Annotated in this window: 10 protein-coding genes and 3 pseudogenes; 11 read left to right on the top strand and 2 right to left on the bottom strand. The window is 69.2% G+C overall.

The features are described from left to right. Positions 1-163 precede the first annotated feature (163 nt). Together leuA and ACVW19_RS10510 are read left to right on the top strand one after the other, a co-directional pair. On the top strand, positions 164-1,885 hold the full coding sequence (leuA, locus tag ACVW19_RS10515) for a 2-isopropylmalate synthase (protein ID WP_457458654.1): 1,722 nt from the start codon (positions 164-166) through the stop codon (positions 1,883-1,885). A 185-nt stretch (positions 1,886-2,070) separates the two neighbouring features. Beyond that, positions 2,071-2,772 (top strand): TerB family tellurite resistance protein, encoded by a 702-nt coding sequence (locus ACVW19_RS10510; RefSeq protein WP_457458652.1) that lies wholly within the window; start codon positions 2,071-2,073, stop codon positions 2,770-2,772. Positions 2,773-2,841: 69 nt separating this feature from the next. On the opposite strand, the gene ACVW19_RS10505 is transcribed toward ACVW19_RS10510, so the two are convergent. Then, positions 2,842-3,318 (bottom strand): N-acetyltransferase family protein, encoded by a 477-nt coding sequence (locus ACVW19_RS10505; RefSeq protein ID WP_457458650.1) that lies wholly within the window; start codon positions 3,316-3,318, stop codon positions 2,842-2,844. A 183-nt stretch (positions 3,319-3,501) separates the two neighbouring features. Here ACVW19_RS10505 and ACVW19_RS10500 point away from each other — a divergent pair, with 183 nt between their 5' ends. The 9 genes and pseudogenes from ACVW19_RS10500 to ACVW19_RS10460 all read left to right on the top strand — a co-directional run bounded on the left by ACVW19_RS10500 (position 3,502) and on the right by ACVW19_RS10460 (position 11,694). Then, positions 3,502-4,233 (top strand): SCO2525 family SAM-dependent methyltransferase, encoded by a 732-nt coding sequence (locus tag ACVW19_RS10500; protein WP_457458649.1) that lies wholly within the window; start codon positions 3,502-3,504, stop codon positions 4,231-4,233. A 59-nt stretch (positions 4,234-4,292) separates the two neighbouring features. Further along, positions 4,293-6,134 carry an SCO2524 family protein gene (locus tag ACVW19_RS10495; RefSeq protein ID WP_457458648.1) on the top strand — a complete coding sequence of 614 codons (1,842 nt, stop codon included), beginning with the start codon at positions 4,293-4,295 and terminating at the stop codon, positions 6,132-6,134. 3 nt (positions 6,135-6,137) lie between these two features. Beyond that, entirely contained in the window at positions 6,138-7,055 is a 918-nt protein-coding gene (locus ACVW19_RS10490; RefSeq protein ID WP_457458646.1) for an SCO2523 family variant P-loop protein, read from the top strand. After that, positions 7,052-8,017, top strand: a complete 966-nt coding sequence (locus tag ACVW19_RS10485; protein WP_457458644.1) for an SCO2522 family protein — start codon at positions 7,052-7,054, stop codon at positions 8,015-8,017. The genes ACVW19_RS10490 and ACVW19_RS10485 overlap by 4 nt, the downstream gene beginning before the upstream one ends. 1 nt (position 8,018) lies before the next feature. After that, complete coding sequence (locus tag ACVW19_RS10480) at positions 8,019-9,023, top strand: SCO2521 family protein (RefSeq protein WP_457458642.1); 1,005 nt, start codon at positions 8,019-8,021, stop codon at positions 9,021-9,023. A gap of 41 nt (positions 9,024-9,064) precedes the next feature. Next, a complete protein-coding gene (locus ACVW19_RS10475) occupies positions 9,065-10,048 on the top strand; it encodes a DUF6879 family protein (protein WP_457458641.1) in 984 nt (327 codons plus the stop codon). A gap of 106 nt (positions 10,049-10,154) precedes the next feature. Further along, positions 10,155-10,409, top strand: a pseudogene (locus tag ACVW19_RS10470) (MMPL family transporter); the annotation flags it as partial. A gap of 38 nt (positions 10,410-10,447) precedes the next feature. Beyond that, positions 10,448-11,024, top strand: a pseudogene (locus tag ACVW19_RS10465) (sensor histidine kinase); the annotation flags it as partial. Between the two features lie 23 nt (positions 11,025-11,047). After that, positions 11,048-11,694: pseudogene (locus ACVW19_RS10460) on the top strand (response regulator). Between the two features lie 16 nt (positions 11,695-11,710). Here the strand turns inward: ACVW19_RS10460 and ACVW19_RS10455 are convergent. Beyond that, entirely contained in the window at positions 11,711-11,998 is a 288-nt protein-coding gene (locus ACVW19_RS10455) for a hypothetical protein (RefSeq protein ID WP_457458639.1), read from the bottom strand. Between the last annotated feature and the right edge of the window lie 40 nt (positions 11,999-12,038).

Here is a 12,038-nt window from a genome sequence, read left to right as displayed (position 1 = left end):
TAAGCTGCGCAGCATCATGCTTTTCGGGCTGCTTCTCCTTAGCTGCCGCGGTGAGGGTCTGCAGTAGGCCGACCCCCTCCCCGCGGAGTTCGGCGCTGCGCCGTCGGCCGTCCCTTCCGGTCTCATCCCGGATCACCGCGGACCCTCGAGGAGCCCACGCACCATGGCCAACCGCCAGCAGCCCAGTTCCATGCCGATCCACAAGTACGGCCGCTACGAGCAGGTGGACATCCCCGACCGGACGTGGCCGGACAAGCGGATCACCACCGCCCCCCGCTGGCTCTCCACCGACCTGCGCGACGGCAACCAGGCCCTGATCGACCCCATGTCGCCCGCCCGTAAGCGTGCGATGTTCGACCTGCTGGTCAAGATGGGCTACAAGGAGATCGAGGTCGGCTTCCCGGCCTCCGGCCAGACCGACTTCGACTTCGTGCGCTCCATCATCGAGGACCCGGACGCCATCCCCGAGGACGTCACGATCTCCGTACTGACCCAGGCCCGCGAGGACCTGATCGAGCGTACGGTCGAGTCCCTGAAGGGCGCCCGCCGCGCCACCGTGCACCTGTACAACGCCACCGCGCCGGTCTTCCGCCGGGTCGTCTTCCGCGGCTCCAGGGACGACATCAAGCAGATCGCCGTCGACGGCACCCGCCTGGTCGTGGAGTACGCCGAGAAACTGCTGGGCCCGGAAACGCACTTCGGCTACCAGTACAGCCCCGAGATCTTCACCGACACCGAGCTGGACTTCGCGCTGGAGGTCTGCGAGGCGGTGATGGACGTCTACCAGCCCGGTCCGGACCGCGAGATCATCCTCAACCTGCCGGCGACCGTCGAGCGCTCCACCCCCTCCACCCACGCCGACCGCTTCGAGTGGATGGGCCGCAACCTGTCCCGCCGCGAGTACGTCTGCCTGTCCATCCACCCGCACAACGACCGCGGTACGGCCGTGGCCGCGGCCGAGCTGTCCCTGATGGCCGGCGCCGACCGCGTCGAGGGCTGCCTGTTCGGGCAGGGCGAGCGCACCGGCAACGTCGACCTGGTCACCCTGGGCATGAACCTGTTCTCCCAGGGCGTCGACCCGCAGATCGACTTCTCCGACATCGACGAGATCCGTCGCACGTGGGAGTACTGCAACCAGATGGAGGTCCACCCGCGCCACCCGTACGTGGGCGACCTGGTCTACACGTCCTTCTCCGGCTCCCACCAGGACGCCATCAAGAAGGGCTTCGACGCCATGGAGGCCGACGCGAAGGCCCAGGGCGTCACCGTCGACGACATCGAGTGGGCGGTACCGTACCTGCCCATCGACCCCAAGGACGTCGGCCGCTCCTACGAGGCCGTCATCCGCGTCAACTCGCAGTCCGGCAAGGGCGGTATCGCCTACGTCCTGAAGAACGACCACAAGCTGGACCTGCCGCGCCGCATGCAGATCGAGTTCTCGAAGATCATCCAGGCCAAGACGGACGCCGAGGGCGGCGAGGTCACCCCGGCCGACATCTGGTCGGTGTTCCAGGACGAGTACCTGCCCAACCCGGACAACGCCTGGGGTCGCATCCAGGTCAGGAACGGCCAGTCCACCACCGACCGGGACGGCGTCGACACGCTCACCGTCGAGGCCACCGTCGACGGCGAGCCCACCGTGCTGACCGGCAGCGGAAACGGCCCGATCTCCGCGTTCTTCGCGGCCCTGCAGTCCATCGGCATCGACGTACGGCTGCTCGACTACCAGGAGCACACGATGAGCGAGGGCGCCTCCGCGCAGGCCGCCTCCTACATCGAGTGCGCCATCGGCGAGAAGGTCCTGTGGGGCGTCGGAATCGACGCGAACACCACGCGTGCCTCGCTGAAGGCGGTCGTCTCGGCCGTCAACCGGGCGGCCCGCTGAACAGCCGCTCCGAGAAGTCCGAGGGTCCCGCCCGCCGTTTGTGGCGGGCGGGACCCCGTCGGTTACCGGCCAATCCCTGTGCAGGTCACGGGAAGGTCTCGTCCGAGATGCTGACGAAGACTCCTCGATGTGGCTAACATCACGCAAGCGCGGCGATGATGCTGTGGCGTTGACGGAGGTGCGACGTGCTGCCAGAACGGGGACCCGACGGCCATGCCGCTGCCGCCAGACTCTCGCGGCTGCTCGGCACGCGCACCGCGTGGACGGCCGTCGGCGACGGGGAGTTCTTCTGCCCCGGCTGCGGCGGAGACCGCAACTACCAGCGGCTCACCGGGCGCCGCCGCTTCACCCTGCTCGGTGTGCCCGTGCTGCCGCGCGGCGCGTCCGCACCGACCGTCGAGTGCGCCGCCTGCCTCCGCCACTTCGGCACCGACGTCCTGGACCACCCCACGACCACCCGCTTCTCCGCGATGCTCCGCGACGCCGTCCACACCGTCGCCCTCGCGGTCCTGACCGCGGGCGGCATCTCCTCGCGCGCCTCCCTGGAGACGGCCGCGGCCGGGGTGCGCGCTGCCGGCTTCGACGACTGCACGGAGGAGCAGCTGGCCGCCCTCGTCGAGGCACTGGAGGCGGACACCGGCCGCTTCACCGGTGAGCCCTGCACGGCGGGCCTGGCCATCGAACTCCACGAGGCCCTCGACCCACTGGCCCCTCACCTCGCCGCCCCCGGCCGCGAATCCATCCTCCTCCAGGGCGCCCGCGTCGCCCTCGCCGACGGCCCCTACACCCCCGCCGAACGCGACGCCCTGGCCACCGTGGGCGCAGCCCTCACCATCTGCTCGGACGACGTGACCCGCCTGCTGACGGCGGCCCGGACACCGTCCTGACCGGCAGCCGGTCTCCGGGCCGGGCGGGGTCCGGTGCCGCGAACCACGGCACCTCACCGCGGATGCGGGCTACGGGTTGGTGCGCAGGGTCATGAGGATGCGGTCGGCGCCAGGGCCGAAGTGGTCCGGACGGGGGCCCTCGCGGTCGGGTACGAACCCGAGGGAGTCGTAGAGCGCTGTAGCCGGCTTGTTGGTCGGCTCGACCCAGAGCAGGACGGTGTGTGCGCCCTCGGCGCGCAAGTTCTTCAGCGATTCCAGCATCAGCTGCTCGGCCAGCCTCCGCCTGCGCATGGCGGAGGCGACCCCGAGACTGACGACCCAGCTCCGCCCCTTGTTCGGCGGAGTGGCCAGCACGTATGCGCACAGTCGGCCGTCGTCGTCTTCAGCTACCAGCAGGTGGTCTGCGAACATGTCCACGAACTGGCGCAGGATGGAGTACGGCATCGGGTCATCGGGAAAGACTTCCCGATCCAAGCGGAGCAGGTCGGGCATGTCCTGCCCGACGACGTTGCGTACCCGGACGGACGGGGGGCGAAGTGCTGGCATCGAACCAGAATTGCCTGGTGCCTCCGACCGTTCAAGTCCCCGGATCAAGTGTCCGGTGTCGATGCCTGCCGTGCGCCCCCTTGCCTCCTTGCACCGAAGCGGGCCAGGAGGAGGGGAAGCAGGGGACTCACCGCATCGATACCGTGGGGCATGCCTTTGGGATCACCGGAAGAACAGGCAGGGATGAACGCGGAGGCGCGGTGGGAAAAATTCGATCCCACGCTTTACGTTCAGGAGAACTACAGTAGATTACTCTCCGTCGACGAGACGATCATATCGATCATCCGAGCGCACTTCAGTAATCATTTTCGTGACATTTCCGAGCCGCTGATCCATGGGATCGACGTAGGTGCCGGTGCCAATCTCTATCCTGCCCTCTCCATGCTGCCCTGGTGTGCCCGGATAACTCTGCTGGACCGGTCGAAGTCCAACCTTGACTATCTGCAGCAGCAGATGGACGGACATGACGACGGTTGGGAAAAGTTCTGGCGAAAGCTGTGCCTGGACGACGCCTACGCGTCAGTTCCTGGCGGGCCTTGGGCGCGGTTGCGTGAAGTTGCGCAGATCGAGCAGGGTGACATATTGAATCCCGTCGACCGGCGGTTGAGGTGGCAGATGGGGACTATGTTCTTCGTCGCGGAGTCCGTTTCCACCTCCACCAGGGAATTCCATTGCGCAGTTGAACACTTTCTGGAAAAACTTACTCCAGGGGCGCCCTTCGCCGCGGCTTTCATGGAACATAGTGACGGATATCGACTGGGAAGAACTTGGTTCCCGGCATGCGACGTCAGCCAGGCGGACATCGACGCCAGCATCAGACGCTTCACCGACTCCGTGCAGACCTACAGGATCGGCAAGCCGGGGGAGGTGCGTCCGGGCTACACGTCCATCATCCTGGCTTGCGGATTCCGGTGAGTGGGTAGTTCTTGGATGGCCGTTCCGTGGAAGTGCGGGGGCCGGTAAGGGGGGACGGGGTGCAGATCAAGCCGCGGCAGCGTCTGCTGGACATCTGGCGGGCAGCGGCCCGCCATTCGTTCGACGACGGGAAACCAGTCTGGGGGGACACCGGAGGACTGAGCAGCGTCGCGGACGCGGAGCGGTTGCTCTGCCTGCTGTACCCCGCCACCGAGGTTCCCGCGTTCCGCCTCGACCAGCCCGACAGCACGGAGAGGGACGTCCTGGGGGCGTTGGAGCGGATCGGCGGCCGACTGGAGATCCCTCGCAACCTGATCACCGTGCTGGCCCAGTTCATGCGTACCCACACAGGGCCGGACGGCAGCCCCACCTTCGCCGGTGGGCACTACTTCAGGACGGATGACCCCCAGCGGGAACCCACCCACGAACAGAGCCAGTTGGGCGTCGTCGACTCCTACTCCATGTCCGTCACGCTCTGCCTCGCCACCCTGGGATTCCTCGAGGTCCACGAGAACAGCACCACCCGGCCCGAGATGCGCAGGGCGGTCGGTGAGCTAAGAGAGACCACCAGGAGCAGACTGACCGCCGCGATGATCAGCCTGCTGCGTTCCTTCACCGTCAACGTCTTCGACGCGGAGTCCGAACAGGGCCGGCGGCTGATTCAGGTCATCGGACAGGGCGGACAGTCCGACCGGGCCGTGCTCCAGCAGTTCTCCCGCCGGTTCCGGCCGCTGCGGGCCACGATCATCGAAAGCCTCAGCCGCGGCATCCAGGTCGACGAGAGCATCCGGGACGAGAGCCGGCTCTTCGAATGCGGCTGGGCCTGGAGTGTGGTGAAGGACGCGCCGACCGTCACCGACCTGAGCGTCCAGGCGCCCGGCCAGCCCGACGGCATCGCCGACCGGCTGCCCCACGTGTACTTCACCGTGGTCGCCCTGGACGGTATCCAGGGCCTGTTCTCCGAGCGCACCCTCACGCTGGGGCTGCTCGACGCCGACCAGCAGAAACTCGCCGAGGCGTTACGCCTGCGCTGGGAACTCAGCCAGCAGTACTGGTCGGCCGTCGCCCGATTCGGCGCCGAGCGCCGGCCCCTGGAGAACCTCCCCTGGCAGACCACCGGCCTGCGGCTGGAGTCGGAGTACTTCTCCTTGGCCGTCGCGGCCATCCTCGTCCACGACCTGGTCCGCCGGAAGGCGACCGACGACGACCTCACCCGCACCGTCGCCATCATGGAGCGCCTCGCCGACAGAGGCCGCGTCACCAGCCGGATGACCAGGGACGACCCCACCATCCCGCCGCACAACCCAGGGGTCACCATGCCGCTCGCCGGGTCCGAGCGGTCCGGCGCGCCGCTGGAGTGGCGGATGACCGACTTCTCCGCACAACTGCTCAAGCGGATCATCCAACTCGCCGTACTCTCCCGGAACATCGAGGCACAGGATCGCCTGCTCCGTCTGGGCGAGCAGGCGTTCGAGCACCTGTGGGACCGGCGGATCGAGGACGGCGACGGGGCCGGTCTCTGGGACAACGCGGCAGCCGTCTTCCCGGACGCGGCCGTCGGTCGGCGCCTCTCCTGGAGCATCACCGAGCGTGTCACCGAATGTCTGGTCGCAGCCTGCGGTCTGTACGAGCAGCAGTCCATCCGCAGTCCCGAATTGGCCGAGCTGGCCCGCGAACTGATCAGCGAGGCCACCCACCTGTTCGGCAAGGAACAACTGGAGGCATCCACCACCGCCGACGGCAGCCGGGGACGGGCCATGCGGAGCATCGAGAACCGCCTGGACCACGCCCGCGGCCTGCTCGACGAGCGGCCCGCCGCCGCGTTCGCGCTGGCCCTGCCGGTGCTCCAGGAGCTCGACACCCTGGCCCAGGCTCGCGGTGCTGCCGCAGAGGAGACGTGAACCGTGCTCGTCTTCGCCGCCTCCGACAAAGGAGGTACGGGTCGCTCGGTCACCAGCGCCAATCTGGCCTATCAGCGCGCCCTCACCGGTGACCACGTGGCCTACGTGGACTTCGACTTCGGCTCGCCCACGGCCGCCGCCGTTTTCGACGTACCGGGCGCCATGCGCGGCACCGAGGAGCGGGGCCTGCACTCCTACCTGGAGGACACGGTCACTGAGCCGGCCAGGATCGACGTCTGGCGGCAGACCGAGCATCCCCGACTGCGGGCCCGGCCGAACCAGTCCGGCCGCCTGGTGCTGTTTCCCGGCGACGTCGGCGGCGGCGAGTTCGCCACCGGCGAGGAAGCCCTCGAGCGGTGCGTCGATCTGCTGTTACGGCTGAACGCCGAGTTCGACCTCATAGTCGTCGACCTGAGCGCCGGCCGGAGCTACGCGGTCGACATGCTCCTCACCGCGACAGCACACCCCCGGATGCGGCACGTCCCATTCCGCTGGCTGGTCTTCCACCGCTGGACCCGGCAGCACGTGATGGCCGCCGCAGGTCTCGTCCACGGGGACCACGGGATCATCAAGGGTGGTGTCGAACGAGGGCACGACGAGGAAAAACTTCGGGGTGCTGTCCGCTTCGTGCGGACAGCCGTACCCCATCCGGATTCGCCGCTGTGGTCTCATGGCTCGCCCGCCCAGGCAGCCTGGATGCAGTCCTCTGACGAGGCGCTGCGCCGACTCGCCGCTGAACATCGCATAGGGGACAGCGTGGTGCTCGGCGTCGTACCCCTGGAACCCATCCTGCAGTGGCGCGAACAGTTGATCACCGACGAGGATGTGTTTTCCACCCAGATCGCCAACAAGGAGACGCTGGAGGTGCTGGAGGAGATCGCGCGGCGCTTGACCGACGAGGATTGCTGGGGGCGGCCGTGACGGAGGCGGTGTTCCGCGAGGCGGCCGCCGAGCCACGAACCCAGGCGGTCCCGCTGTCCCACCTCTCACTGGAACTCGGCCACCTCTACATGGAGGACTTCGAGGCCGGTCCGGGACACCTGCGGCAGCGCTTCGAACGCGTACGCCCCTGGGCGGAGGCGGCACGTGCCGCTGCGGCGGCCGAGGCCGGTGGCAAGCGCCCCCGGATCAGCACGTGCTTCCTCGTCGACGACTACTTCGCACGTTTCGCCGGGCCTGCCGAGGTCGTCCCCATGCTGCTGGAGGAGGCCGGACGGGCCAGGCTTGACGTCGACTACCTGGCCCGCGAGTCCGGCTGCGCCGTCGCGGGGCAGGTGCCGGTCGCCGAAGCCGTGGCCCGGCGGATCGTCGAGGAGCCACCGCCGGGCAGCTACGGCCTGCGCCCGCCGACCGCGCAGACCGGCTGGCTTGCCAACGGTGAACGCGGGCCCGTCATGCGCGTCCCGCAGGCCATGAAGAAGGCCGCCGCCTGGTCCCCGCCCAAGGAAACCGCCGCCCGCCGCCACTCCGTCTTTGCGGACGTCGAACTGTGGGACGAGGGCCCCGACGGACATCGCACCTGGTCCTGCCCCTTCCTTGCCGCGGTGTGGCAGCTTGCCCGCCTCGGACTGCTGCGCAACGAGGGCAAGGCCGTGCTCGTGCCCCAGCCGCACACCCTCACCGACTTCCCCGAGGAATGGGACGAATTGCCCGCGCTGGTCCGGCTCAACCCCCGGGCGGACCCGTTCGCCGCCTACCGGACCTGCTCGGTGCTGCCCCACCACTTCCTGGCCGTCGAGCACGCCGTCCGCGTGATTCTCGACCAGATCGAGGTCGACCCCGAGGCACTGGCCCAGGCCGCCGACCGCTCCGCCCGGGAGGACGCGGCCGTCCCCGCCTCGGTGACCGACCGCATCTCCTACGTCTTCTACGCGGGGCAGTGACATGACGCCGGGGGAGAGACCACCGCCCGTCGTGCTCACCTGTGGGGAGGTCCGCACCTGTCTGCTGCCCGTCCTCCAGCCTCTCGACAGCCGTGCCGCCGCCCAGTTCCTCAAACTGCGGGGCGACGAACGGGTCCTGCTCTCCGAACGCCCCAATCTCTACGGCCGTTCCTCCGAAATCCTCACCGGTGTCGACTGCGCCCTGCCCAGCGTCAACGGCGCCAAGGTCCGGGCCGTCGGCACCGTTGCCGCGCGGGCCTCTCTCACAGAGGGGCGCGTCCTGCAAAGCTCCGCCCACTTCCGAATCCCTGCCGCCGGGCCCGACCACCGACAACCCTGGGGCCACTACCTCGTACGCCCCGGACTGGTCGAGCCGTTCGGAAAACTACCGTACGAGGCCGTCGCCGAGGGGCTGCTGAACGGTGGCCGGCATCGCGAACTCGACGTCGGACTGGTCGCCGACGGACTGCTCACACGCGTGCTGCGCCACCCCCTGCTCGACCAGCGCCCGCCTCTGAAGTCCCGCCCCACCAGGCTGCGCTGGGTGGCTGTGTCCACCGAGCGCGACGAGGCACCGTGCATCGAGCGGTTCACCCTCTCCGAGGACGAACTGCGCACGGTGCGGCTACGCGTCCCCGTTGGCACCCCCAGCGCCGACATCGCCACGCTGTGCGACGATCTCGCCCTGCACGACTGGCTGCTCACCACAGTCGTCCGCATCCTCGACGGTATCCGGCCGGGCGGCGGGCAGCCCCGCACCCGGCCGACGCCCGAAGCGGGCCAGGACCATCGTGGCGTCGTCACGGCACTCCGGCCCGCCGTCGATCACCTGCTGCATCTGTGGATGCCGCGGGCCCGTGTGTCGCGCACGCTCGTTCCGCTCTGGGACACCCTGGAGGACCACCCCGGTTTCACCCGGCAGTGGCGGGCCCTGGTTCAGCGCATGCGCGATCAACTGGCAATGCATACCCTTCAGTTGCTCGTAGAGGTGCCGACTCGGCACTGACCGGGAATCATGCTGTGGACACCTGACGGGGGGAGACGGATATGCACGGAGCACCGCCCACACCCGGCCCGGCCGCGGGCGGGTTGCGCGTCGCGCCCATCGTGCTCAAGATCCTTGTCACCATCGTGGTGAGCACTGTTGCCTACGTGCTCACGAACCTGGTGAACCAGTCCGGGGACGAACTGTGGAAGATCGCGGTTTCCGTCGTGATCGGCGGTTCCGCACTCATTGTGCAGTACATGGTCGACTTCGAGCAGCGGCTGGGGACGGTCGAGACCGGTCACAGGGAACAGAGCCGGGAGCTCGAAGCGCAGTTCAACAAACTCAGTGAGGCGGCAGGGCTGCTGAGCGAGCTGGATCAGGCAGGTATGAGCACCAGCGATGCCAGGCGGCTCATCAAGAGTCTGAACCGAGTGGGGCAGCAGGGGCCGGAGATCGTCAAGGCCTTCGCCCGGTCCGAGGTGGAGAGCCTTGCCTCTGTCGTCACCGACCTGACGGGCATGACCGCACACTGGCCGCGGGACAACAACGAGTGGCTCATCAGGCTCACCGAATGCGCCCGGCGCACCATCCACGCCACCAGCAGCTCCGTCGACCAGCCTTTCTGGAACACGGACTCGGCGGGCCCGTACCTGGATGCCCAAGCCGAGGCGATGAGTGCTCGAGGTGTGACGATCCAGAGGCTTTTCATGATCAAGGAGGAAGAGAGGGACAACCCGGACTTCATGCGACGGTTCACGAGACTCTGCCAGGCCCAGCGTGACACGGGCATCGGCGTGCGGGTCCTCACCCTGCCGCTTCCGGAGGGGGCGAGACCGAGGTCGGTGGTGGCGCGGGACGTCGTGATCTTCGACAGCGAACTGTATTTGGAGTTCGAGCCGGACCGGCAGGAGGGAAATATCCAGACCCGACTCGATGCGGACGGTCGCCGGGTCGACGGACAAGTGAGGACGTTCAACGCCCTGTGGGCGACCGCCACAGAGCTTGCCCACCGACCGGCCCCCTCGTCGGGGGACTCCGCGTGACAACGCTCTTCTCCGTGACACGAGCGGAGCATGGCCGGGTTGCTCCCTGGGGAGTGACCCGGCTTCTTGACCGCCTCACGCAGTAGCGCTCGACCCGGCCTCACGCCTGACGAAGTGGGCCCCTTCCGCCGGGAGTCCGGATACCGATCCAGACACCGGACCGGAGGGGAGCCCGTCTCACGGGGGCCGCAATGACACGTACTGGGCGACGACGCACTGTGCCCTGCGCGGCTGCGGGCCGGCGGTTCTCGCCTCCTCCGGCACCGTCGCGGCCGGACTGCTGTGCCTGGTCGCCGCCGACCTCAGCAGCAGCGGCATGGGCCCCGTCGGCATGATCGGCGTGCTCGCCGCGCTGATCGCGATGACCACCCCGCTGCCCGCCGTGCTGGTCCTGCTCGGGCGGCGCGTGTCCTGGCCGCCGACCCCGGCCGGCTCGACCGGCGGACCGTCGCCAAGGCCCTCGACGGCATCGCCGACACCTGCCGGACGGCCCGTGGCGAACTCCGCACCACCCTGGGTGCTGCGGGAGCACGGCGCGGGCGACGCCCGGGGCCCGCTGCCCGGCCTCGACGGCGTGCCCGACCTGGTGAAGGCCGCCCGCCAGGCGGGCGCCCGCGTCGAGCACTCCGGCCGGTTCGGCGCCGTCCCGCCCGCCGTCGGCGCCGCCGCGTACCGCATCGTGCAGGAGGCGCTGACCAGCGCGGTCCGGCACGCGGGCCCCGAGCCGTCCGGCCGCGTCGACCTGCGCACGGAGAACGGCGCCCCGCACCTGTCCGTCACCGGCGACGGCACCGGATCGGACCCGGGCGGCGTCCCCGGATTCGGGCTGGTCGGGATGCGGGAACGGGCCCGCAGCGTGGGCGGCACACTCGACGCCGGAGCCCGCGCGCCAGGCGGCTTCCAGGTGACCGCGACCCCGCCGCTGACCAATCCCGCCCTCACGGACGCCACGGCCGCCACCGTCGGGGAAGGAACCCGGACCGCACGACCGTCCGCGTACTGCTCGCCGACGACCAGACCCTCGTACGGGAGGCGTTCGCCCTGCTCGTCGAGTCGGCGTCCGACATGGAGGTCGTCGGCCAGGCCGCCACCGGCCGCGAAACGGCCGAACCGGCCCGCACCCGGCGCGCCGACCTCGTCGTCATGGACATCCGGATGCCCGGCCTCGACGGCATCGAGGCCCCCGGCTGATCGCCGCCGAGGAGGACCTCGCCGGGGTGAAGGTGCTCGTCCTCACCACCTACGACACCTACGAGAACATCGTGGACGCACTGCGTGCCGGCGCCTCCGGCTTCCTGGCCAAGGACACCAGGCCCGCCGAACTCCTCGACGCCGTCCGCACCGTGGCCGCCGGGGAGGCGCTGCTGTCGCCGGGACCCACCGCGCGGCTGATCGAGCGGTTCCCGCGCAGTCCGGCGATGCCGGTGACGGCGGGCTCCGAATGCCTGTCCGACCGCGAGCGGCAAGTACTCGCGTTGGTCGCGCGCGGGCTCAACAACACCGAGGTGACGGAGTCGTTGAGGCTGAGCCCGCTCACGGCGAAGACCCATGTCAGCCGGATCATGGGCAAGCCGGCGGCCCGCGAACGGGTCCAACTGGTCATCGTGGCACACGAGTCGGGCCTGGTGGCACCGGGCACACCATGACCGGCGAAGCCGTCGCTCAGAGGGCGTGGGCCAGCCAGCGCTGGATCGTGCTGTTGATGTTGCCGGGCAGGGCGCTGAGCCGGTCGATGGCCTCGCGGTCCTCGGGCCGCGGCGGGATGCCGGCCGCCGTCAGGGCCGCGTGCAGCTCCAGACGGCGCCGGTCCTGCGGGTCGATGGCGATGTCCAGCCGTTCGCCGGATTGCGGCGGTGTCAGCTGGTAGTCACCGAAGCCGCTCCCGTCGAGGGCGTAGGGGTCGACGAAGGCACGGTGGTTGGTGCCGAACTCGTAAGCGGAGGCGGTCACGTGAGTCTCCCAGGGATGTCGGTCTACCTCACAGGAGACC

Source organism: Streptomyces sp. TE5632 (assembly GCF_054061295.1).
Note: the sequence above shows the minus strand (reverse complement) of the source record. Positions and strands in the feature narration are given on the sequence as shown.